We start from the raw sequence: 23,165 nt of genomic DNA, 5'->3' as shown, positions 1-23,165 counted from the left end.
CCAGATAATTCATTGGCACCTGAGATTTTTGTGGGCGTACTCTGAATTCACAACATAACGTAATGCTAAGAGCGAACTAGCCATTACGAAGAGAGCAGGCCAGGCGCCGCACCCCTGCGGTGCACCAGACTGGCCCAAGACCGCCAAGGGAAACGTTAGGAGAAACACGGTGAAATTAAAAGAGCTGGCACAGTGGATGGCCTTGATGGGCGCTGCCGCCCCGATCGTGGCACAAGCGCAGGCACAGGCGGAAGCGTCGATGCAGCGGGTGGAAATCACCGGCTCGAGCATCAAGCGCATCGCCAAGGAAGGTGCGCTGCCGGTTGAAATCATTTCGCGCAAACAGCTCGAGGACCAGGGCATCGTGACGGCCGAGCAGCTGATCGCGACCCTGAACGTCAACGGCAACGGTTCCGACAACCTGGCGTCGAACGCCGACGTGACGTCCGGCGCCCAGCGCGGCAACAACGGCGCCTCGAGCGCCAACCTGCGCGGCCAGGGTTCCGATTCGACCCTGGTGCTGCTCAACGGCCGCCGCGTCGCGACCCACGGCATGAAGGGCTCGGCGGTCGACCTGAACTCGATCCCGATGGCGGCGGTCGAGCGCGTCGAAGTGCTGAAGGACGGCGCCTCGGCCGTGTATGGCACCGACGCGATCGGCGGCGTGATCAACTTCATCCTGCGCAAGAACTACAAGGGCCTGGAAGCCCAGGCCTTCACCGACATCGCCGAAGAGAGCGGCGGCGAAATCGGCCGCGCCACCATCACCGGCGGCTGGGGCGACCTCGACACCCAGGGCTGGAACGTGCTGGTGACGGCCGCGCACAGCGAGAACAAGGCGCTGCGCGGCGACCAGCGTGATTTCGTGAATACCTTCCAGCCGAACCGCGGCGTGTCGGTCGATACCCGCGGCACGCCGAGCGGCAACATCTTCGCCACCACCCTGGCGCCGACCCTGCTGTCGCGCACCGGCACCGGTCCGACCATCCCGGGCGGCGGCACCGTGGCCTACAACGGCATCAGCCTGCTCGACCTGCCGGGCGGCCCTGGCTGCGACAGCATCGACGGCATGGGCGCCTACGACGAGAAGCTCTGGGATTCGCCGGGCGCCGCCTATGGCTGCGCCTGGGATACCGGCCGCGCCGCCGTGCTGCAGCAGCCGGTCAAGAATTCGAATGCGCTGGCGCGCGCCACCTTCCGCATGGGCGAGCACGAGTTCTATGCCGAAGGCGTGGCCTCGCGCGTCGAAGTAGCCAAGCGCTTCTCGCCGAATCAGATTTCTCCTTCCGCCTCGACCTTCGGTCCGACCTCGTTCTACCCAAGCACCGGCGCCGCCTACGACGACGTGTACAACGCGCTGGTCAAGGTCTTCCCGAGCATCTCGGCCAACTACGGCCTGCCGATCGCCTACCGCTGGCGCTGCATGGAGTGCGGCAACCGCGAGATCGAGACCGAGACCAAGGCCGGCCGCCTGCTGCTGGGCGCCGACGGACCATTGAGCCTGTTCGGCAAGCGCTACGACTACCGCGTGGGCCTGTCGCGCGCCTTCAGCGAATCGGATTCGACGCTGGGCACCGGCTACAACTACACCCGGGCGCTGGCCGACGTGCTGGGTTCGGGCATCGTGAACCCGTTCCTGCTGCCGGGCCAGAGCCAGAGCCAGGAAGCGATCGACGCGATCCGCGCCACCTCGGCCGCCGGCGTGGTGATGTATGGCGGCAAAGTGACCATGACGCAGTTCGATGCCGCGATTTCGGGCGAACTGTTCAACCTGCCGGCCGGCCCCGTCATGGCCGCGCTGGGCACCGACCTGCGCCGCGAGGAATACAAGTTCAATGGCGACCGCCGCGCCGCCGACGCGCGTCCGGCGATCCTGAACGCGCCGTTCGACGACGTCAACGCGCTCGACCAGGTCAAGCGCGACATCAAGGCGATCTACGCCGAGGTGCTGGTGCCGGTGACCCAGGCGCTGGAACTGACCTTCGCCATCCGCCGCGACGACTACACGGGCTTCGGCGCCACCACGAATCCGAAGGTGTCGTTCCGCTACCAGCCGATCCCGCAACTGATGTTCCGCGGCTCGTACAACGAAAGCTTCCGCGCACCGTCGTTCAACCAGCTGTTCAACGGCGTGACCGAGTCGCCGTATGCAGGCAAGGATCTGGCCGACCCGGCCACCTGCCCGATCGGCCGCGTCGATTCCACCGTGCCGGGCTGCGATGCCGTCAATCCGATCACGCTGACCGGTGGCAAGAATACGCTGGGACCGGAAACCGCGAAACAGGGCAGCCTGGGCGTGGTGTTCGAGCCGACCAACTACTTCTCGGCCAATGCCGACCTGTGGGAGATCCGCAAGTACGACACGATCGACTCGTTCAACGTGGCGACCATGGTCGAGAACTACAATCTGTTCCAGGACCAGTTCTTCCGCGACCCGGCCGGTAACCTGGTGGCGATCGACCAGCGCTGGCTCAATGCCGGCGAGCGCATCACGCGCGGCGTCGAAGTCGGCGCCCGCCTGAACGGCAAGTTCAGCACCGGCGCCGTGTGGACCGTGGGCCTGGACGGCTCGCGCCTGCTCGAGAAGAAGTCGCGCGCCACGAAGAACTCGGAATTCGGCGAAAGCGAAGTGGGCCGCTTCCTGTTCACCGGCGACCTGGGCCTGAAGTGGAAGCATAGCGCCTACGTCACCTACAAGCAGGGCAACTGGAGCGGCATGCTGCAGAACATCTACCGTTCGGGCTATGAAGACCAGGTGCTGCCGGGCGTGGCCAGCGGTCGCATCGTGCCGTCGAACTACAGCAGCAAGGTCGACGACTATTCGATCTTCAACCTGTCGGTGAACTACACGGGCTTCCAGAACCTGACCCTGACCGCGGGCGTCAAGAACCTGCTGGACGAAGATCCGCCGTTCGCGATCACCTACGACAGCAACACCGGCGCCGGCAGCAGCTGGGAACCGCGCGTCGCCGATCCACGGGGCCGCTCGTTCACCCTGATGGCCAACTACAAGTTCTTCTGATTGGCCTACACTGAGGGCCCGCGCCATGGAGGTTTTCGGCCTCCCGGCGCGGGCCTTTGTTCATCTGGAGTCCTGCCTCACGCATGAAGATCAGCCGTCGCAGCTTTGGCGCCATCGCCGCCGCCTTGTCCCTTGCCTTGCCCGGCCTTGCCGCAGCGCGCCAGCACCCCTCACGCCCCATGAAAAAACTCATCAAACCACCGCGCCTGAAGCGCGGCGACACCGTCGGCCTGATCGCGCCCGGCGGTTATACCAACGACCGCGCCATCGAGAAGGCGGTGCGCAATATCGAAGCGCTGGGTTTCAAGGTCAAGACGGGCGCCTATCTGCGCGAAGTGTTCGGCAACTATGCCGGCTCGGTGCAGCAGCGCCTGGCCGACCTGCATGCGATGTTCCTCGATCCGGAAGTGAAAGCGATCTGGCCGATCCGCGGCGGCTCGGGCTGCATCTCGCTGGTCTCGAGCCTCGACTACGAGCTCATTCGCCGCAACCCCAAGGTCCTGGTCGGCTATTCAGACATCACGGCGCTGCATCTCGCGATTTTTAAACAGACCGGCCTGGTGACCTTCCACGGCCCGGTGGCCTCGTCGACGATGACGGCGTATTCGAGCCAGCACATGATGGCGGTGCTGACCGAGCCGCAGGCAGGCTACACGATCCCGATGTCGCACGAGAACGCGCAGCGCGCCGCGAGCGAGCCGCATTTCGGCGTCCACACCTTCACCCACGGCGTGGCCACCGGTCCGCTCATGGGCGGCAACCTGTCGCTGGTGGCGGCGCTGGCCGGCACGCCGTATGCGGCCGACATCGCGGGCAGCATCCTGTTCCTGGAAGAGGTGAACGAAGCGCCGTACCGGATCGACCGCTGGATGACCCAGCTCGACCTGGCGGGCGGCTTCAAGAACGCGGCGGCGCTGGTGGTGGGCATTTGCGAGAACTGCGGGCCGGAGCACGAAGACATTTCATTGACGCTGGAGCGGACCCTGGGCCTGCACCTGCATCCGCTGACGATTCCGGCGGTGTCGGGCTATTCGATCGGGCATATCCGCAACCAGTTCACCCTGCCGATGGGGATCCAGGCGCGGATCGATACACGGGCGCAGACGATCACGCTGCTGGAGCCTGCCGTTACCTGACGCGCCGGCTCATCATGACCGAGCCGTGCGATTCGCCATCGATGCGGTACAGGTCGGGCACCTCGCCCGTGACGACGAAGCCGGCGCGTTCGTACAGCCGGCGCGCGGGGAGGTTTACCGACAGCACGTCGAGGTCGACCCATTCGAGCGGCGGCGTGGCGGCAGCCCAGGCCAGCGCCGTCTCGACCAGTTGCCGGCCCAGTCCAAAGCGCCGGTAGTCGCGCTGCACCCCCATGCCCAGCAGCGCGCGGTGGCTGGAAGCTGGATCGGACCGCGCGCGCAGGTCGACATGGCCCGCGATCGCCCCCAGCGTGTCGAGCGCGATCCACATATGGCGCCAGCCCGGCTGGCCGAACGGCACCGAGAAGCTGGCCGCGAAGGCCGCCGCCTTCTCGGGCGGCACGCGCGACTGGAGGCGCGACAGCGGCTGGAACAGCGGCATGCCGCCGCGGCCATTTTCCTGCAGCTGGTCGTCGAGATACTGGAACAGCTGCGCCAGCCGCTCGGGCTCGAGCGGCACGATCCGCAGTAAGGGCAGGCTCACAGCGCGCGCGCGATCAGGATCTTCTGGATATCGCTGGTGCCTTCATAGATCTGGCACACGCGCACGTCGCGGTAGATGCGCTCGACCGGGAAGTCGGCCACGTAGCCATAGCCGCCGAACACCTGCATCGCGCTCGACACCACGTTCTCGGCCATCTCTGACGCGAACAGCTTGGCCATCGCCGCCTCCTTCAGGCAGGGCAGGCCCGCATCCTTCATCGCGGCGGCGTGCAGGATCAGCTGGCGCGCGGCTTCGATCTTCATCGCCATCTCGGCCAGGCGGAACTGCACCGCCTGGTGCTCGAAGATCGGCTTGCCGAAACTCTCGCGTTCCTTCGCATAGCCGAGCGCCGCCTCGTAGGCCGCGCGCGCCATGCCGACCGATTGCGAGGCGATGCCGATGCGGCCGCCCTCCAGCCCGGACAGGGCGATCTTGTAGCCCATGCCTTCCTCGCCGATCAGGTTGGCCGCCGGGATACGGCAGTTGTCGAACACGATCTGCGCCGTGTCCGACGAGTGCTGGCCCATCTTCTGCTCGATGCCGGCCACGATGTAGCCGGGCGTATCGGTCGGCACCCAGAAGGCGCTGATGCCCTTCTTGCCGGCCGCCTTGTCGGTGACGGCCATGACGATGGCCACGTCGCCATGCTTGCCGCTGGTGATGAACTGCTTGGCGCCGTTGATGACGTAGCTGTCGCCGTCACCGCCTTTGTCACGTACTGCTGTGGTGCGCAGCGCCGCCGCATCGCTGCCGGTGTGCGGTTCGGTGAGGGCGAAGGCGCCCAGCAGCTCTCCCTGGGCGAGAGGGCGCAGCCAGCGTGCTTTTTGCTCTTCGTTCGCATACATCATGGCGATGCTGCACACGGGGCAGTTGTTGACCGAGATGATGGTCGAGGTGCCGCCGTCGCCGGCCGCGATCTCTTCGAGCACCAGCGCCAGCGACACGTAGTCCAGGCCCGCGCCGCCATACTGCTCCGGCACCGCCACGCCGAAGGCGCCCAGGGCCGCCAGTTCCTTCAGTTCCTCTTTCGGGAAATGGTGTTCGCGGTCCCAGCGCGCGGCGTTGGGGGCCAGGCGCTCCTGCGCAAAGCTGCGCAGGGCGTCGCGGATCATCTGGTGTTCTTCGCTCAGGATCATGGTGTCTCGTGTGTCTTTTTATGTGTAGTGATTGCCTACCAGGCGATGGCGGCGCCGTCGTGGTTCAGGAAGCTGCCGTTGGCGCTGGCGTCCACCTTCGCCAGGGTAGCGCGCAGGTCGCGCACGCTGTGCTCCGGCGTCAGGCTGGCGCCCGAACCGCCCATATCGGTCTGGACCCAGCCCGGATGGAAGGCGACGCAGGTGACGCCTTGCGCGCCATAGGTGATCGACGCGTCCTTCAGCACGGAGTTGAGCGCCGCCTTGCTGGCGCGGTACAGCGTGCCTTCGGTGCCCGTGCGCTCTCCGATCGATCCCATGCGCGAGGAAACCACCGCCAGCTTGCCGCGCGTGTCGGCCAGCAGCGGGCCGATGATGGGGATCAGTCGCATCGCGGCCAGCACGTTGGTGTGCATGACGGCGTCGAATTCCGGGCCGGTCGGGAAGCTGCCGTGATCCGGGCCGTAGACACCCGCCACCAGCCAGGCGCTATCGATCTTTTCATCGTCCAGGCGCCAGCCGAGCGCGGCGATCGATTCGGCGCTCGTGACGTCCAGCTGGTGCGCCACTGCGCCCATATGAACCAGCTCGTCGCAATCTTCCTGCTTGCGCGCAGTGGCGATGACGCGCCAGCCGTCCGCGCGGTACTGGCGGACCATTTCGTGGCCGATGCCGCGCGAGGCGCCGATGATCAGTGCGGTTGGCATGATGAACTCCCTGTGAACGGTTGAATCCTCAATGTTCGCATGGTTCGTTCATCATTGCCGCGCTGGTCGAAGGATTACACCAGCTCGATCGCCATCGCGGTGGCCTCGCCGCCGCCGATGCACAGCGAAGCCACGCCGCGCTTGCCGCCGCTGCGCTTGAGCGCGCCGAGCAGGGTGACGATGATGCGCGCGCCGGAGGCGCCGATCGGGTGGCCCAGCGCGCAGGCGCCGCCGTGGACGTTGACCTTGCCATGCGGGATGTCGAGGTCGCGCATGGCGGCCATCGGCACCGCGGCGAAGGCTTCGTTGATCTCGAACAGGTCGACGTCGCCGGCCGTCCAGCCGGTCTTCTTGAAGAGCTTGTGCATCGCGCCGATCGGGGCGGTGGTGAACAGGTTCGGCTCCTGCGCGTGGGTGGCGTGGCCCAGCACGCGCGCGATCGGCGTCAGTCCCAGTTCCTTGGCCTTCGATTCGCGCATCATCACCAGCGCGGCGGCGCCGTCGTTGATCGACGACGACGAGGCGGCGGTCACGGTGCCATCCTTCTTGAACGCAGGCTTGAGCGACGGGATCTTGTCGACCTTGGCCTTGAGCGGGCCTTCGTCCTTGTCGATCACGGTGTCGCCGGCGCGGCTGGTGACGCTGACCGGGGCGATTTCCCAGTCGAAGCCGCCCTCGAGGCTGGCGGCCTGCGCACGCTTGACCGAGGCGATCGCGAACGCGTCCTGCTCCTCGCGCGTGAACTGGTACGTCGCCACGCACTCTTCGGCGAAGGTGCCCATCGAGCGGCCTTCGCCGGTCTTCTCGTTGCGCGAGTAGGCGTCTTCCAGGCCGTCGAGCATCATGTGGTCGAACATCGGCGCGTGGCCGATGCGGTAGCCGCCGCGCGCCTTCGGGATCAGGTAGGGCGCATTGGTCATCGACTCCATGCCGCCGGCGACCACGATGTCGGCGCTGCCGGCCACCAGCTGGTCGTGGGCGAAGATGGCGGCCTGCATCGCCGAGCCGCACATCTTGGACAGCGTGACGGCGCCGGTCGACAGCGGCAGCCCGGCCTTGATCAGCGCCTGGCGCGCCGGGGCCTGGCCCTGGCCCGCCATCAGGCAGTTGCCGAAGTAGACGTGCTCGACCGCGTCAGGGGCGACGCCGGCGCGCTCGACCGCGGCCTTGATCGCCACCGCGCCGAGGTCGCTCGCGGTCTTGGAAGAAAAATCGCCCTGGAAGGCGCCCATCGGGGTGCGCGCTGCGCCGACGATGACGACTGGATCGTTCATGGTATCTGTCTCCAATGAAGGGTTACATGGTTTCGCCGAACAGCTCGCGGCCGATCAGCATGCGACGGATTTCGCTGGTGCCGGCGCCGATCTCGTACAGCTTGGCGTCGCGCCACAGGCGGCCGACCGGGTATTCGTTGATGTAGCCGTTGCCGCCCAGGGTCTGGATCGCTTCGCCCGCCATCCAGGTGGCCTTTTCGGCGCTGTACAGGATGGCGCCGGCGGCGTCCTTGCGCAGGGCGCGCACTTGTTCCGGCATCGTTGCGCGGTCGCAGGCCTGGCCCACGGCATACACATAGGCGCGGCAAGCCATCATGGTCGAATACATGTCGGCGATCTTGCCCTGCATCAGCTGGAACTCACCGATCGCCTGGCCGAACTGCTTGCGCTCGTGGATGTACGGCACCACGGCGTCCATGCAGGCCGACATGATGCCCAGCGGGCCGCCGGACAGCACGGTGCGTTCGAAGTCCAGCCCCGACATCAGGACGTTGACGCCCTTGCCGACGCCGCCCAGCACGTTTTCCACAGGTACTTCGCAATCCTGGAACACCAGTTCGCCGGTGTGCGAGCCGCGCATGCCCAGCTTGTCCAGTTTCTGCGCGATCGAGAAGCCCTTGAAGCCTTTTTCGATCAGGAAGGCGGTCATGCCGCGCGGGCCCGCCTCGAGGTCGGTCTTGGCGTACACCACCAGGGTGTCGGCATCCGGACCGTTGGTGATCCACATCTTGTTGCCGTTCAGGACGTAACGATCGCCCTTGAGGTCGGCGCGCAGCTTCATGCTGACCACGTCGGAACCGGCATTCGGCTCGGACATCGCCAGCGCGCCGACGTGCTCGCCCGAGATCAGTTGCGGCAGATAGCGACGTTTTTGTTCCTCGGTGCCGTTGCGCTTGATCTGGTTGACGCACAGGTTCGAATGGGCGCCGTAGGACAGGCCGACCGAGGCCGAGGCGCGCGAGATTTCTTCCATGGCCACGATGTGCGCCAGGTAACCCATATTGGCGCCGCCGTATTCCTCGCCGACGGTGATGCCCAGCAGGCCCAGTTCGCCCATCTTCTTCCACAAGTCCATCGGGAACTGGTCGCTGCGGTCGATCTCCGCCGCGCGCGGGGCGATTTCGCTCGCCGCGAATTGTTGGACTGCTTCGCGCAGCGCGGCGATGTCTTCGCCATGGTCAAAGGTCAAGCCTGGGAGATGCAGCATGTCGTCCTCACGGTGAACGGTGGTTGGGCAGAGTGGGCAGCCAGTGAAGGAATATCATACTCGCCTGTTACGTTAACGTAAACGTAAAGTGAAGTGGTCTACGACAGCCTCTTCAACCGGCGACAAGCCCGCCGCACCAGCACGGACGTCACGCTGATGAGAATGACAATAAATGCATTCACCAAGAATAAATGTCTGGTTATTGAACAGGGTAGAAAACGGCGATTCTACGATTCTTAAAAGGCAGAAAAGGAATGGGGCAGATTGATAAATGTTAAATGTGGTATTTACACCATAAGGTGGCCATCGAGTCGCCTTTGTTGTTATCCTCAAACAACGCACTACGTCATATCGCCACGGATGAAAAATAAAGATTTTTTTATGGCAATATGTGGTTGTTTTCTTTGCTGGATCTTATTGCCCGTTCAGCGCTCGCAAAGCCTTAGTGATGCTCCCAGCCAATCCAGAACAATGCGCTCGACAGGGGAGCAGACATGGTCCGGGTCGCGCCGCGGTCTGGGCGCCGAACAGGGGGGAATAACGGGAAGGAGGTCGAGGAAATTCTGTCGCGTACAAAGTTCTGATGGCTGCCAATCATAGCTGGAGACAAACCATGAAAACGCTATTGCTTATCCTATTGCTGTCAACGAGTGCCACCTTTGCGTTCGCCAATACGGCGCATTACGAATTGAAGGTTTGGCAGAGCAATAATCAGAATCTCAAGAGTATCGGGAAATACGCGACATTGGGTCAATGCCGGACGGCGCTCGCCGAATTCCGCAAGGCTAATTCAGGATGGGCGGGGGGATGCTTCAATATCTAGTTCACGAGATCGTTCCGACTCCTGGAACCGGAACCCTGAACAGCATGCATGCAATCCGCACGGCGTCGATCGCCATTGCGGATTGAATGTCTTCGTGCTGCGACAGTTGAGTTGATCAACCACTTTTGATCGGCTGAATCACTGCAGGCCTTGCCGCGGACCAGGCGAATGTCACGCCGTGTCGCGCGCCGCCTCGTCCTCGCTCAGCAGGCGACGGCATTCTTCCTCGTGGGCCGAAATCTCTTCCAGCGCCATCTCGATGTCAGCGCGCTGCTGTTCCAGGGTCAGACGCTGCTGGGCCAGCACGCCCAGGAAGCGGTTGATCTGTGCCACGGTGTCCCTTGGCGACTCATACATGTCGACGATGCTCTTAATTTCGGACAGCGTCAGGCCGAGGCGCTTGCCGCGCAGGGTCAGTTTCAGGCGGGTGCGGTCGCGCGGGGTGTACACGCGGTTGCGTCCGCCCACGCCTTCGCGCTTGGGGCTGAGCAGGCCCTGGTCTTCATAAAAACGGATCGCCCTTGCGGTGATGTCGAATTCGCGCGCCAGTTCGGCAATGGTATAGGTAGTGGGCATGAGATTTAAGGCAATTGGGAAACGCTGGCGGAATCGCTTAGAATCGAAAAATGATACCGTGATTGCCGTTTACGTTAACTGTCGGTTTCGCCACATTGTAGCGCGGTCCACCGACCCGGAAAATGAAAAGAATGCCATGAATGCCCTCGAAGCCCAGCTGGATTATCCATTTGGCGACACCATCCCTGTTCCCGGCGCCGTGCACGAGGTCATGCCGGGCCTGCGCTGGGCGCGCATGCCGTTGCCGTTTGCGCTGGACCATGTCAATGTGTGGCTGCTGGAAGACGAACTCGAGGAGCGGCGCGGCTGGAGCCTGGTCGATACCGGCGCCAGCACCGACGCCACCCGCGCCGCCTGGGAACAGGTATTGGCCGGGGGGCTGGATGGCCGGCCGCTGCTGCGCCTGATCGCGACGCATTGTCATCCCGACCACGTCGGCCTGTCCGGCTGGCTGTGCACGCGTTTTGGGGCGCCGTTCTGGACCACCACCGGCGAGTTCGGCTTCATGCGCATGATGGCGGCGGCGCTGCCGGGCGTGGATGGGCCGTCGGCCATTCCCCATTTCGAACGCCACGGCCTGGTCGATGCGGCGATGCTGGACCAGATGCGCAGCCGCCGCAATTACTATCCTTCGCTGGTGCCGTCGGTGCCGCAAGCCTATACCCGGCTGCAGGATGGGCAGGTCGTCACGATCGGCGGCCAGGCGTGGCGCGTGATCACCGGCTTCGGCCACTCGCCGGAACATGCTTCGCTCTACTGCGCGGCGCTGAACGTGCTGGTCTCGGGCGATATGGTGTTGCCGCGGATCTCGACCAATGTCTCGGTATTCGCGGTCGAGCCCGAGGGCAATCCGCTCCAGCTCTATCTCGACTCACTGTCGAAATTCGCCGACCTGCCCGAGGACGTGCTGGTGCTGCCGTCGCACGGCAAGCCCTTCCGCGGCCTGCATACCCGCATCGCCCAGCTGCGCGAGCACCACACGGCGCGCCTGGCCGAGGTGATCGCGGCCTGCGCCGCGCCACGCTCGGCGACCGACATCGTGCCGATCATGTTCCGGAGGCCGCTCGACGCGCACCAGCTCAGCTTTGCGCTGGGCGAGGCGCTGGCCCACCTGCACAAGCTGTGGCGCGACGGTCGCCTACGCCGCATGATTGGTCACGACGGCGTAGTGAGATTTCAACAAATCTAACATTTAAATTGTAACCATTGGATACAATTTTTTTGGTACGTGCATTCCAGTCATCCTGTCTAAGTAATGGTGCGTAGACTTATTCATTTCGAATAATAGAAAATTTTGTGGAAATCCTACTTGGCTGTATTGCTGTTGGGTATTAGTTGCACTGAGCGTAAAAACTCTTAAAAAACCACATCATTGTTACATTTTAGTTGTATGATTTGGACCCCATGGCTTCTCATCCGCAAGGGATGGAGAAGCCGCCCGTCCAGTCTCAACAACCCAGTATCACGATGAATTCAACGAATGAACGGGAGAGCTTCAGTGAGCGACTGCAGCAGGCCCTGAAGAACGCACACTACTCGCCCGACAGTCCGACCCGCCTTGCCCGAGAATTTAATATCCGCTTCGAAGGCCGTCCGATCACGGTTCACGCGGCCCGTAAATGGCTGGTAGGCGAAGCCATTCCCACCCAGGAAAAGCTGCGCATGATCGCCCAGTGGCTGGGCGTGCCGGCCGACTGGCTGCGCTTCGGCGGCGCCGAGCAGGCCGCCAGCCTTGACGCCGCCAACGGTGGTGGCGCTCGCTTCGAATCGGCCGACGTCAAACTGATCGCCGACCTGCAGCGCCTGGATGAACACCACCGCCAGCTGGCGCGCGAGTTCATCCGCATGCTGGTGCGCATGAACCACCAGAAAGCGGAAGCAAAGTAAGCCTGCCCCGCAGGGGCTTGCACTTTTCGTCATGCCGGGCCGCACAAACGGCCGCAGCTGGGTCATAATCTGTTCAGGTGGCAGCATGTCCGCCACCGCCCCAGGTCTACCCAGGAGCAGCTGACGCATGCGAAACAACTACGCCAATACCGCCCAGCTCAAGGATTTGATGACGGCGCCCCCCATGACGGCAGCGCGTCATGCCGAGGTCATGCGAGAACGCAATGCCCGGCGCCGAATGCTTGAAGAGGCGCGCGAGTTGAAGAAGTCCCAAGACAAGTACGACGACAAACGCTGAACGCGTGCGCCGGCAGGACGCTGGCGCGCGTTCAGGCGTCTTGTTCGCCCTTCATGCCGCCCCAGCGGGCGGCCTGGGCATTCTCTATCCCTAATAAATCCACGACACGGTCCACCGTGTGCTCGACCATGTCCGCGATCGTCGCCGGCCGATGATAGAAGCTGGGCAGGGGAGGGAAGACGATGCCGCCCATTTCGGTCACGGCCGTCATATTGCGCAAGTGGGCCAGGTTGAAGGGCGTTTCGCGCACCATCAGGACCAGGCGCCGGCGTTCCTTGAGGATCACGTCGGCCGCGCGTGTCACAAGGTTGTCAGAAAAACCATGCGCGACCGCTGCCAGCGTTTTCATCGAACAGGGGGCGATCACCATGCCGTCGGTCTGGAACGAGCCGCTGGCGATCGAGGCGCCGACGTCGCGGTTGCGGTGGACGACGTGGGCCAGCGCTTCGGCGTCGCGCCGCTGCAGGCCGAGTTCCTGGTGCAGGGTGAGGGAGGCGGCGTCGGAAACGACCAAGTGGGTCTCGACGCCCGGGGCGCCGTGCAGCCGCCGCAGCAGCTGCACGCCGTAGGTCGCGCCGGTCGCGCCGGTGATGGCGATGATAATCCGGCGCGGACGTTCGGCCATGCGCTCAGCCGTTCTTCAGCAAGGTCTGCAGTTCGCCGGATTCGTACATCTCGTTCATGATGTCGGTGCCGCCGATGAACTCGCCCTTCACGTACAGCTGGGGAATGGTCGGCCAGTTCGAGTAGTCCTTGATGCCCTGGCGAACTTCGGCGTCGTCCAGCACATTGACGGTGGCAACGTTGTCAACACCGCAGGCTTTCAGGATCTGGATGGCGCGGCCCGAGAAGCCGCACTGCGGGAACTGGGCGGTGCCCTTCATGAACAGCACGACCGGGGTGGAGGTCACGGTTTCTTTGATCCAGGTTTGCACGTCGCTCATTTGATTTTGCCTTTGAAGAAAAGGAATAAGTAGATGGCGACATTCTATAACGACTTGGCCGACAAAGTTGGCCAAGTCGCCCCCACGCAGGTGGTGGGCCAAGTTCATATCGCCGTCGACCGCCGGTGGTCTGCGGTATCATCGACCAGTTAAAGATTACCAAGAAACACGATGAAGACGTTTGCTACCTTGCCTCCAGTGGCCATGTGGGTGTTCGCGGCCGTGCTGGGGCTGCCCGCCTTGTTCGATATCGCCAGCGCCCTCTCGCGTGGCTGGTTCGCCGGCATCTTCTTCGCGCTCGGGCCGCTGATGATGGCGCTGTACCTGGCCTGGTGCGCATTGCAGCGCCGGGCCGGCCGCACGGCGCTGCTGGCGTCGCCGCGCGTCACCCTGATCGGCTACATCTGCTTCGGCGCCTTCGTCGGCAGCTTCCTGGTGAAGATCATGACCCAGGGCGCGACCCTGAGACTGCCCGGGATGTGACGGCATGCGGCCGGCATTGCGGTATGATCGCCCGGTTTGTCATTCAGATTATTGGAGTAACGATGCAGCAACCCCGCCCGCGCGTACCATCGCCGAACATGAACTTCGTGATCGCCGCCCTGCTGGGCATTCCCGGCCTGCTGAACATTTATAGCGGCGTCACACGCTCCAGCGTGGGCGACATCCTGTCCGGCGTGGCGGCCCTGGTGTATGCCGTGCTGCTGGTGCGCGACGCCGTGCACATCAAGAAGACCGGCCTGCCGGCCATCCCGCAGGCGCGCATGCTCCTGATCGGTTTCGGCTGCCTGACGGTCTACCTGATCGGCATGTTCATGAAGCACGCCTGAGATGAGCGCTCACAAGATGAGCGCTCACAGCTGCCTGCCCAGGCAGATCGACACGGCGCGGCCGACGTAGCGGCCGTAAGGCGGCACTTCCACGTAACCGTGCCGTTCATAGAAGTCGACCGCGCGCACGTTCACGCGCCGCGTCGACAGCGATAACCGGCGGTAGCCGCAGGCAGCGGCACGCCGTTCCAGCTCGGCCAGAATGGGCGCGCCGGCGCCGCTGCCGGCACGCGCATACATCCGCTTGATTTCACCCACCTCGCCTTCGAGCGATCGCAGCGCGCCGCAGCCGACCGCGACGCCTTGCGCGTCATAGGCGATCACGAAGACCGCGCCGGCCCCACGGCAATCCTGCGGATCGAACGACGAGGCGCCGCTGTCGCCCGTGATGGCGGCCAGCGCCGCGTCGAGCTCGGCGATCAGCTGCCTTGCATCGGGGCTGTCCGGATCGACGCTGGCCAGCCGCGGCATCCGCTTATTTTCCGCGCAGCTTGGCGAAGGCGTCCGCCATCGCATTGTTGGACGGCGGCGCCGAACGTTCCTGGCGCTGGTGCTGGGCCACGCGCTTGGCGTCGCTACGATCGCCGCGCTGCTCAGGCCGCGCACCCGCCTGCGGCGCGCTGTCCGCCAGGCGCATGGTCAGCGCGATGCGCTTGCGCTTGGGGTCGACTTCCAGCACCTTGACCTTGACCACCTGGCCGGCCTTGACCACCGTGTGCGGATCCTTCACGAAGGTGTTCGACAGCGCCGAGATGTGCACCAGCCCGTCCTGGTGCACGCCGATGTCCACGAAGGCGCCGAAGGCGGCGACGTTGGTCACCACGCCTTCCAGGATCATGTCCGGACGCAGGTCCGAGATCTCTTCCACGCCTTCCTTGAAGGTGGCGGTGATGAATTCCGGACGCGGGTCGCGGCCCGGCTTTTCCAGCTCCTTCAGGATGTCGCTCACGGTCGGCACGCCGAATTTCTCGTCCGCGTACTTCGACGGAGACAGGGCTTTCAGCAAGGGGCCGTCGCCGATCAGCGATTTGACGTCGCGCTTGACGTCGGCCAGGATCTTCTCGACCACCGGATACGATTCCGGGTGCACCGCCGACGCGTCCAGCGGATTGGCGCCGTTCACGATGCGCAAGAAGCCGGCCGCCTGCTCGAAGGTCTTGTCGCCCAGGCGCGGCACCTTCTTGAGCGCGGCGCGCGAGGCGAACGCGCCGTTGGCGTCGCGGTAGGCCACGATGCCCTGGGCCACGGTATTCGACAGGCCCGAGACCCGCGCCAGCAGCGGCGCCGAGGCGGTGTTCACGTCCACGCCCACCGCGTTCACGCAATCCTCGACCACCGCGTCGAGCGAGCGCGCGAGCTGGGTCTGCGAGACGTCGTGCTGGTACTGGCCGACGCCGATCGACTTCGGATCGATCTTGACCAGTTCGGCCAGCGGATCCTGCAGGCGGCGCGCGATCGAGACCGCGCCGCGCAGCGAGACGTCCATGTCGGGCAGTTCGCGCGACGCGAATTCGGACGCCGAATACACCGAGGCGCCCGCTTCCGAGACCACGATCTTGGTCAGCTTGAGTTCCTGACTCTGTTTGATCAGGTCTTGCGCCAGCTTGTCGGTCTCGCGCGAGCCGGTGCCGTTGCCGATCGAGATCAGCGACACCTTGTGCCTGGCCGCCAGCTGGCCCAGCGTGTGCAGCGCGCCATGCCAGTCGTTGCGCGGCTGGTGCGGATAGACGGTGGCGGTGTCGACCACCTTGCCGGTGGCGTCGACCACGGCCACCTTGACGCCGGTGCGCAGGCCCGGATCGAGGCCCATGGTGGCGCGCTGTCCGGCCGGCGCCGCCAGCAGCAGCGCTTTCAGGTTGCGCGCGAAGACGCCGATCGCGTCCAGTTCGGCCTTGTCGCGCAGGGCGCCCATCAACTCGGTGTCCAGGTGCATGAAGCTTTTCACGCGCCAGGTCCAGCGCGCGGTGTCCTGCAGCCACTTGTCGGCCGGGCGGCCTTGCGCCTTGATGCCGAAGCGCGCCGCGATGCGGCCCTCGCACGGGTTCAGCGGCGCATCCCACTTCGGCTTCTCGGGTTCCGAATCCAGGCGCAGGCTCACGTCCAGCACGCCCTCGCGGCGGCCGCGCAGCAGGGCCAGCGCACGGTGCGACGGCACGGCGCCCAGGGGCTCGTTGTAGTCGAAGTAGTCGGCGAACTTTTCGCCCTCGTCTTCCTTGCCGGCGACGACCTTCGATTCGACCACGCCGTGCTCCTGCACGTACTCGCGCAGCGATTGCAGCAGTTCTGCGTCTTCCGCAAAACGCTCCATCAGGATCTGGCGCGCGCCGTCCAGGGCCGCCTTGGCGTCCGCCACGCCGGGGTTGGCGCCGCCATCGGCATTGGTGAATGCCTCGCGCAGGTAGCCGTTTGCCACTTCTTCCGGGTTCAGGGTCGGATCGGCCAGCAGGCTATCCGCCAGCGGCGCCAGGCCGGCCTCGATCGCGATCTGGGCCTTGGTGCGGCGCTTCTGCTTGTAGGGCAGGTACAGGTCTTCGAGGCGGGTCTTGTCTTCCGCCATGGCGATCGCCTGCATCAGCTCGGGCGTCATCTTGTTCTGTTCCGTGATCGACGCGACGATGGTGGCGCGCCGGTCTTCGAGCTCGCGCAGGTAACGCAGGCGTTCTTCGAGCAGGCGCAGCTGGGTGTCGTCGAGACCGCCCGTGGCTTCCTTGCGATAGCGGGCGATGAAGGGCACGGTGGCGCCTTCGTCGAGCAAGGCGATGGCGGCGGCCACCTGGGCCGGGCGGGCGGCGAGTTCTTGGGCGAGGCGTTGTTCGATGGAGGGCAGCATGTGAATCGTTGTATCGAAGATCAAGCGGCCAATGATACGCGCTCATCGACGATGCGCCAGTCTTGACAGCGTGTCGCGGACATGAGAGAACAACCGGTTGACGAGAAAGCGTGCGCACTGCGCACGGATGAGATTTGTCCGCTACGTGCGATTCCGAACAAAACGGAAGTGATCGTATGCGAGATAATGCCGTTTATTGCCTTTTTTGATACGAAGCCACGAGACCCAATGACCACAGTCGATTATCTTCGCGAGAAAGCCAGCGACGCACCTCCGGTCCGCGCTCCCGCACGTTCCCCGGCCCTTCCGGCGCCGGTGGTGAGCTGGCTGCAACGGGTCGAGGCCGCGGCCCATCCCCAGCCGAAGCTGACCGATGAAGTCGTCGACCCCAAGGCCGCGCAATACAAGTTCGTCTATGTCATGGCGCCCACCAGCGGCGGCCGCCACGTCGCGCTGTGCCTGTGCAAGGCGCGCCTGCGTCCGAACGGCGACGTGGCCGCGGCCAGCCCGGTCAGCGAAGTGTTCTCGCTGCTGTCGGCGCCGCCCGCCTACCTCGAAGGCGACGACGTCGACCTGGTGCGCTTCTTCATCGCCATGCGCAGCGGGTCGGCCCAGGGCACCAGCGCCACCGAACCCAAGGGCAAGGTGGGCGCGATCCTGCTGCAGATGCTGCTCGATCAGGGCAAGCTGCTGTGGGCGAACTCGTGGTCCGACATGGCCAGCGGCCTTGTCTATCCGTTGCAGGGTGGCCCGACCCGCCTGGCCAGCCTGGCCTGGCGCGACGAAGGCCGGGTGTCCAAGCTCGGGTGGTCGGTGGAGCCGGTCGGTGGCGCCGCCACCCACAGCGCGGCCGACCAGATCGACTACATGCTGCCGACCGATCCGCCGTGGTACATCGACAATCTGTCCTGCGGGCCGCTCGAACTCAATCGCGGCGGCATCGACATCTCGCTGGCCGAACTGCAGGCCCTGGTGGCGCAAGCCCCGGCCCTGACCGGCACCGACAAGAAACGCGTCTCGCAGCTGCTGCTGGCCCACGGCCTGCAGCAGCTGATGCCATTGCCGCAACCGCTGACCCAGCGCCTGCGCAATGACGTCAAGCCGATTCCGCACCTGCTGCTCGATGCCGTGCAGCTGGCCGACGGCAACGTCACGCGCTGGCAAGACTTCGCCGTGCTGGCCTTCGACTACGACGGCCAGCGCGTCTCGTTCGACCCGTCGCAGCGCGTGGTGCGCCAGATCGGCGACCTCACCGAAATCATCGAACGCGACCCGAAGGCCGAGAGCGACGCCCTCGATAAACTGGGCGAGATCGGCTTCCGCAAGCCGGTCACCGCCCCGTTCAACGCCATGGCCGGCGCGCTGCAGCTCGAAAGCCAGGCGCACTGGCTGCGCTTTGCCGAGAACGACGTCGACGCGCTGTCCGACGCCGGCTGGCACCTGCAGAAATCTAACAAGTACCGGTATGACGTCGTACCGGTCGAAGACTGGTATGCCGACATCGACGAGCCGGCCGAAGCAGGCAACGCCTGGTTCGAGCTGGAGCTGGGCATCGTGGTGGCGAAGAAGCGCGTGCCGCTGCTGCCGGTGCTGGTGCAGCTGATCCGCAGCGCGCCGCTCGAATTCGACCCTGCCGTGCTGGCCGCCCATGCCGAGGCCGACCAGATGTTGGCCGTCCTGCCTGACGGCGTGCGCGTGGCGCTGCCGTGGGGCCGCCTCAAGCCGATCCTCGCCACCCTGGGCGAGCTGTACTTCAACGACAAGATCAAGGGCAAGCTGCGCCTGTCGACCCTCGATGCGGCGCGCCTCGAAGAATTGGCGCGCGGCGTCGAGCTGCGCTGGACCGGCGGCGAGCGCCTGCGCGAGACCGGCCGCAAGCTGAGCCAGTTCGGCGCGGTCAAGAAGGTCGAAGCGCCCAAGGGCCTGCAAGCGACCCTCCGTGATTACCAGCTCGACGGCCTGTCCTGGATGCAGTTCCTGCGCGAGTACGACCTGGGCGGCATCCTGGCCGACGACATGGGTCTCGGTAAAACGGTGCAGACGCTGGCCCACATCCTCACCGAGAAAGAGGCCGGCCGTCTTACCAGCCCGGCCCTGGTGATCGCCCCGACCAGCCTGATGGCCAACTGGTTCGACGAAGCCGCGCGCTTCGCGCCGAGCCTCAAGGTGCTGCTCCTGCAGGGCAAGGAGCGCATGGACCTGTTCGACCAGATCGACGACGCCGACATCGTCCTGACCACCTATGCGCTGCTGCCGCGCGACGAAGAAGAACTGCGCAAGCACCACTATCACCTGGTGATCCTCGACGAATCGCACTACATCAAGAACACCCGCTCCAAGGCGGCGCAGACGGCCGGCTCGCTCGACGCCCGCCACCGCCTGTGCCTGTCGGGCACCCCGCTCGAGAACCACCTGGGCGAATTGTGGTCGCAGTTCCACTTCCTGCTCCCGGGCCTCCTGGGCGACGAGAAGACCTTCAACACGCAGTTCCGCCATCCGATCGAGCGCCAGGACGACCCGGTGCGCCGCACCCTGCTGAACCGCCGCATCCGTCCCTTCCTGCTGCGCCGCACGAAAGACCACGTGGCCAAGGAGCTGCCGGAGAAAACCGAGATGGTGCGCCGCATCGAGCTGGCCGGCCCGCAGCGCGACCTGTACGAGACCGTGCGCCTGGCGATGGACAAGAAGGTGCGCGACGAGATCGACCGCAAGGGCGTGGCGCGCAGCCAGATCGTCATCCTCGAGGCCTTGCTCAAGCTGCGCCAGGTCTGCTGCGATCCGCGCCTGGTGAAGGCGATGCCGTCCAAGAAGAACACGGCCGCCGTGTCGGCCAAGCTGCTGGACCTGATGCAGATGGTCGAAGACCTGCTGGGCGAGGGCCGCAAGATCCTCGTGTTCTCGCAGTTCACCAGCATGCTCGGCCTGATCGAGGAAGAACTCGACGCGCGCAACATCCCGTACGCGATCCTGACCGGCGAGACGCGCGACCGCTCGGCCCAGGTGGCGGCCTTCCAGCAGGGCGCGGTGCCGATCTTCCTGATCAGCCTGAAAGCCGGCGGTGTAGGACTCAATCTCACAGCGGCCGACACCGTGATCCACTACGACCCGTGGTGGAACCCGGCGGCCGAGAACCAAGCGACCGACCGCGCCTGGCGCATCGGGCAAGACAAGCCCGTGTTCGTGTACAAGTTGATCGCGAAAGGCACGCTGGAAGAAAAAATCCAGCAGCTGCAGCAGAAGAAGTCGGAGCTGGCGCAGTCGATCCTGTCCGAAGGCGAATCGCAGAAGATGGCGCTGACGCAGGAAGACCTGCAGGCGATCTTCGCGCCGCTGGACGACTGATTGGATGGGGCCGCGCTCGCTGGCGTGAGCGCGGCCGAAAAGAAAGCACGCGGCGCAAGGCCGCGTGCGACGCTGTCAAGACAGCTTATTTGTAGAAGGCTTCGACCTTGCCCTTGAGCTTGATGAGCATCGGCTTGCCGCGGCGGTCGAGGGTCTTGCCGGCGGCGACCTTGATCCAGCCTTCGCTGAGGCAATATTCTTCGACGTCGTAGCGATCCTTGTCGTTGAAGCGGATGCCGATTTCGCGCTGGAACACGTCACGGTTGTGGAAAGGGCTGCTCGGATCGATCGACAGCCGGTCTGGGAGCGGGGGGAGGGTTGCGGTATCGTTCATGGTGCGCGAATTATCCCTCAACTCGCCGGGACATGGCGCATTTCTTTGCGCGGGCGGCCTTTGGCCCGGGCCTGGCCCGAATCATGGCGTGCCCATCGAGAGATATTTCACAAACACTGTTTCATGGCTGTATACTTGATGGTAAACCTGACATCCTTGCTAGTTGGTCAAGAAAGAGCCCGATGAAGTCCAGCCCCCATGCCGCCGCCTCGTCGCCAGGCTCCCCTCCCATCGCGGGCCGCCCTGACGACGATGCGCTGCCGGCCGGGCAGTTCCGCGCGATCGCCGAACTGGGCGGCGATGTCGCCTTCGCCATCGCGCTGCCGGCGCACCGCTTCGTGTATCTCAGCCCCGCCTTCGGCGCACTGAGCGGCTTCGACCGCGAGGCGCTGCAGCGTGCGCTCGACGGCGACGCCGTCTCGCCCCTGGCGCCGCTCGCGGCCTGGCTGCGCGAGGCGGCCGGCGGCGCGCCCGGCGCGCGCAGCCAGCGCGAATTCGACCTGTTCGACGCCGAGGGCCGGCCGCTGGCGCTGGAAGGCCTGGCCACGGCCTTGGTCGACGGCTCTGCCGACGGTGTTGCCGACCATGGCGCGACCCTGGTCGGGCTGCTGCGCGACCTGTCGGCGCGACGCGCCCACCAAAGCGAGCAGAAGCGTTTTGCCAGCATGCTCAATCACGAATTCCGCACCCCGCTGGCCACGATCGACGGCGCCATCCAGCGCCTCGAGGCGACGTCGAGCCACGCCGACGAGCCCACGCGCACGCGCTACCGCAAGATCGGCGCCGCGGTCGACCGCCTGATCGGGATGCTCGATGAATACCTGTCGCCGGATCGCATGGCCGCGCTCGGCCGCGCGCGGCAGCCGAACACGATCACCGTGAGCGACCTGGTCGACAGCGGCGCCGTCCAGATCCGCGCGGCCGGCCGCGAAGCCGCGCTGCGGCTGGAAGAACTGCCACTGACCCTGCGCGGGGAGCCGGAAGGCCTGCGCCTGGCGCTCAAGGTCTTGATCGATAATGCATTGGCGTTTTCGCCGCCGTCGGCGCCCGTGATCCTGCGTGCGCGGCGCAGCGGCGGCGGGGTCGAGCTGGCGGTGCTGGACGGCGGCGCCGGCGTGCCGCCGGAGGACGTGGCGCGGGTCTTCGACAAGGGCTACCGCGGCCGCAACGCCGCCGGCCTGCCCGGCAGCGGCCTCGGTCTGTACATGGCGCGCTCGATCGTCGAGGTGCATGGCGGTGTGCTGAGCCTGGCGCCGGGAGAGGAAGGGGCGGGCGCCGAATTCCGTTTATGGATGCCTGCTTTGAGCCTTTAGGGAGTTATAGAGGAACAACTCCTTGCTTCAGACCGCCTCAGCAACGATAATCGGACCGCGACCCGGCAAGGATAACGCTACCATTGGTATCATTGTCGGGTTAAAGAACACTACGGCCAAGGAATGACGCAGATACTGATTGTTGAAGACAATGGCGAATACGCCGACGACATGGCCGAGTTCCTGAAGGAGCTCGACCATGAAGTGACGATCGCCAGGACCGCCAGCGAGATGTGGGCGGCGCTGACGCGCACCCCGGCCGCGGTGGTCGTGCTCGACCTTGGCTTGCCGGACGAGGACGGTTTCAATGTCATTCCGCGCATGCGCCAGCTGTATCCCGAGATCGGCCTGCTGGTGCTGACGGGCCGGGTGGCGTTCGACCACCGCATCCTGGGCCTGCGCCTGGGCGCCGACCATTATTTGACCAAGCCGATCAAGTTCCCCGAACTGGCGGCCCACATCGAAGCCCTGGACCGGCGCGTGCGTCCGCCCGATCCGGTCCCGACGCCGAGCAAGTGGACCCTGCGCGTGAGCGCGCGCCAGCTCGAGCTGATGGGCAAGGTGATCGACCTGACCGAAAAAGAGTGCAATTTCCTGCACCTGTTGACGATCAATACCCGTCCGGTGCCGCGCCACGTGATCGTGGCAGGCATGGGCGGCGAAGACCCGGACGCCAGCCGCCGGGTCGACATGCTGGTCTACCGCCTGCGCAAGAAAGCCCGTTCCGGCCTCGGCCAGGACCTCCCCCTGCGCAGCGCCTATGGCGAAGGCTACAGCCTCTCCGCCGGCTTCACCCTCTCCTAATCAGGGTTAATTAGGGTCAGCGTCGAATTATTGGCCAATAGCCGCTCGGACAATTAGGGTCAGAGTCTAATGCCGCTAAGTTAACGATCTTTGCGGCATTTTTTCGTTGTAAACGTGGCTCAGAAATGTTAACTTTCGGCCATGCTTTCTGATGCCATCCC

At 64.9% G+C, this 23,165-nt stretch carries 22 protein-coding genes; 11 read left to right on the top strand and 11 right to left on the bottom strand.

Annotation, left to right across the window (positions count from 1 at the left end):
* The first annotated feature begins 169 nt into the window (after positions 1-169).
* On the top strand, positions 170-3,022 hold the full coding sequence (locus ABIB42_RS15320) for a TonB-dependent receptor domain-containing protein (RefSeq protein WP_429248610.1): 2,853 nt from the start codon (positions 170-172) through the stop codon (positions 3,020-3,022).
* An 83-nt stretch (positions 3,023-3,105) separates the two neighbouring features.
* A complete protein-coding gene (locus ABIB42_RS15315; protein ID WP_429248609.1) occupies positions 3,106-4,158 on the top strand; it encodes a S66 peptidase family protein in 1,053 nt (350 codons plus the stop codon).
* On the opposite strand, the gene ABIB42_RS15310 is transcribed toward ABIB42_RS15315, so the two are convergent.
* The 5 genes from ABIB42_RS15310 to ABIB42_RS15290 form a co-directional block, all read right to left on the bottom strand.
* On the bottom strand, positions 4,151-4,702 hold the full coding sequence (locus tag ABIB42_RS15310) for a GNAT family N-acetyltransferase (protein ID WP_429248608.1): 552 nt from the start codon (positions 4,700-4,702) through the stop codon (positions 4,151-4,153). The genes ABIB42_RS15315 and ABIB42_RS15310 overlap by 8 nt on opposite strands.
* A complete protein-coding gene (locus ABIB42_RS15305; RefSeq protein ID WP_429248607.1) occupies positions 4,699-5,838 on the bottom strand; it encodes an acyl-CoA dehydrogenase family protein in 1,140 nt (379 codons plus the stop codon). The genes ABIB42_RS15310 and ABIB42_RS15305 overlap by 4 nt, the downstream gene beginning before the upstream one ends.
* Before the next feature lie 35 nt (positions 5,839-5,873).
* On the bottom strand, positions 5,874-6,542 hold the full coding sequence (locus ABIB42_RS15300) for an SDR family oxidoreductase (protein ID WP_429248606.1): 669 nt from the start codon (positions 6,540-6,542) through the stop codon (positions 5,874-5,876).
* A 74-nt stretch (positions 6,543-6,616) separates the two neighbouring features.
* Positions 6,617-7,816 carry an acetyl-CoA C-acyltransferase gene (locus ABIB42_RS15295; RefSeq protein ID WP_071361025.1) on the bottom strand — a complete coding sequence of 400 codons (1,200 nt, stop codon included), beginning with the start codon at positions 7,814-7,816 and terminating at the stop codon, positions 6,617-6,619.
* Positions 7,817-7,838: 22 nt separating this feature from the next.
* Positions 7,839-9,023: an isovaleryl-CoA dehydrogenase gene (locus ABIB42_RS15290; RefSeq protein ID WP_005664332.1), complete on the bottom strand. Its 1,185-nt coding sequence runs from the start codon at positions 9,021-9,023 to the stop codon at positions 7,839-7,841.
* Between the two features lie 613 nt (positions 9,024-9,636).
* On the opposite strand from ABIB42_RS15290, the gene ABIB42_RS15285 reads away from it, so the two are divergent.
* Entirely contained in the window at positions 9,637-9,846 is a 210-nt protein-coding gene (locus tag ABIB42_RS15285) for a hypothetical protein (protein WP_005664334.1), read from the top strand.
* Positions 9,847-10,017: 171 nt separating this feature from the next.
* Here ABIB42_RS15285 and ABIB42_RS15280 read toward each other — a convergent pair whose 3' ends face one another.
* Positions 10,018-10,422, bottom strand: coding sequence for a MerR family transcriptional regulator (locus ABIB42_RS15280; RefSeq protein WP_005664336.1), 405 nt, complete (start codon positions 10,420-10,422; stop codon positions 10,018-10,020).
* Between the two features lie 136 nt (positions 10,423-10,558).
* Between ABIB42_RS15280 and ABIB42_RS15275 the strand changes: the two genes are divergently transcribed.
* The 3 genes from ABIB42_RS15275 (at position 10,559) to ABIB42_RS15265 (ending at position 12,607) form a co-directional block, all read left to right on the top strand.
* Positions 10,559-11,611, top strand: a complete 1,053-nt coding sequence (locus ABIB42_RS15275) for an MBL fold metallo-hydrolase (protein ID WP_005664338.1) — start codon at positions 10,559-10,561, stop codon at positions 11,609-11,611.
* Positions 11,612-11,889: 278 nt separating this feature from the next.
* Positions 11,890-12,309, top strand: a complete 420-nt coding sequence (locus tag ABIB42_RS15270; protein ID WP_040775023.1) for a hypothetical protein — start codon at positions 11,890-11,892, stop codon at positions 12,307-12,309.
* Between the two features lie 127 nt (positions 12,310-12,436).
* Positions 12,437-12,607 (top strand): hypothetical protein, encoded by a 171-nt coding sequence (locus ABIB42_RS15265; protein ID WP_005664342.1) that lies wholly within the window; start codon positions 12,437-12,439, stop codon positions 12,605-12,607.
* Positions 12,608-12,638: 31 nt separating this feature from the next.
* Here the strand turns inward: ABIB42_RS15265 and ABIB42_RS15260 are convergent, their stop codons facing one another.
* Positions 12,639-13,232 (bottom strand): UbiX family flavin prenyltransferase, encoded by a 594-nt coding sequence (locus ABIB42_RS15260; protein ID WP_071361026.1) that lies wholly within the window; start codon positions 13,230-13,232, stop codon positions 12,639-12,641.
* A gap of 4 nt (positions 13,233-13,236) precedes the next feature.
* Entirely contained in the window at positions 13,237-13,551 is a 315-nt protein-coding gene (grxD, locus tag ABIB42_RS15255; protein WP_005664345.1) for a Grx4 family monothiol glutaredoxin, read from the bottom strand.
* A 171-nt stretch (positions 13,552-13,722) separates the two neighbouring features.
* Here grxD and ABIB42_RS15250 point away from each other — a divergent pair, with 171 nt between their 5' ends.
* On the top strand, positions 13,723-14,034 hold the full coding sequence (locus ABIB42_RS15250) for a hypothetical protein (protein ID WP_005664348.1): 312 nt from the start codon (positions 13,723-13,725) through the stop codon (positions 14,032-14,034).
* A 62-nt stretch (positions 14,035-14,096) separates the two neighbouring features.
* Entirely contained in the window at positions 14,097-14,381 is a 285-nt protein-coding gene (locus ABIB42_RS15245) for a hypothetical protein (RefSeq protein WP_005664350.1), read from the top strand.
* A gap of 24 nt (positions 14,382-14,405) precedes the next feature.
* Here ABIB42_RS15245 and ABIB42_RS15240 read toward each other — a convergent pair whose 3' ends face one another.
* Both ABIB42_RS15240 and ABIB42_RS15235 read right to left on the bottom strand, forming a co-directional pair.
* Positions 14,406-14,852, bottom strand: coding sequence for a GNAT family N-acetyltransferase (locus ABIB42_RS15240; protein ID WP_429248605.1), 447 nt, complete (start codon positions 14,850-14,852; stop codon positions 14,406-14,408).
* A gap of 4 nt (positions 14,853-14,856) precedes the next feature.
* Positions 14,857-17,211, bottom strand: a complete 2,355-nt coding sequence (locus ABIB42_RS15235; RefSeq protein ID WP_429248604.1) for a Tex family protein — start codon at positions 17,209-17,211, stop codon at positions 14,857-14,859.
* A 228-nt stretch (positions 17,212-17,439) separates the two neighbouring features.
* Between ABIB42_RS15235 and ABIB42_RS15230 the strand changes: the two genes are divergently transcribed.
* The gene (locus ABIB42_RS15230) at positions 17,440-20,553 is read left to right on the top strand and encodes a DEAD/DEAH box helicase (protein WP_005664356.1); all 3,114 of its coding nucleotides are present in this window, start codon (positions 17,440-17,442) and stop codon (positions 20,551-20,553) included.
* 85 nt (positions 20,554-20,638) lie between these two features.
* On the opposite strand, the gene ABIB42_RS15225 is transcribed toward ABIB42_RS15230, so the two are convergent.
* Positions 20,639-20,887 (bottom strand): DUF3297 family protein, encoded by a 249-nt coding sequence (locus tag ABIB42_RS15225; RefSeq protein ID WP_005664358.1) that lies wholly within the window; start codon positions 20,885-20,887, stop codon positions 20,639-20,641.
* A gap of 182 nt (positions 20,888-21,069) precedes the next feature.
* On the opposite strand from ABIB42_RS15225, the gene ABIB42_RS15220 reads away from it, so the two are divergent.
* Together ABIB42_RS15220 and ABIB42_RS15215 are read left to right on the top strand one after the other, a co-directional pair.
* Positions 21,070-22,200, top strand: coding sequence for an ATP-binding protein (locus ABIB42_RS15220; protein ID WP_429248603.1), 1,131 nt, complete (start codon positions 21,070-21,072; stop codon positions 22,198-22,200).
* A 123-nt stretch (positions 22,201-22,323) separates the two neighbouring features.
* The gene (locus tag ABIB42_RS15215) at positions 22,324-23,004 is read left to right on the top strand and encodes a response regulator transcription factor (protein ID WP_005664361.1); all 681 of its coding nucleotides are present in this window, start codon (positions 22,324-22,326) and stop codon (positions 23,002-23,004) included.
* The last annotated feature ends 161 nt before the right edge of the window (positions 23,005-23,165 follow it).

Source organism: Massilia sp. UYP32 (assembly GCF_050434365.1).
Taxonomy (GTDB): Bacteria; Pseudomonadota; Gammaproteobacteria; order Burkholderiales; family Burkholderiaceae_D; genus Telluria; species Telluria timonae.
This window is presented reverse-complemented; position numbering and strand designations above follow the sequence as displayed.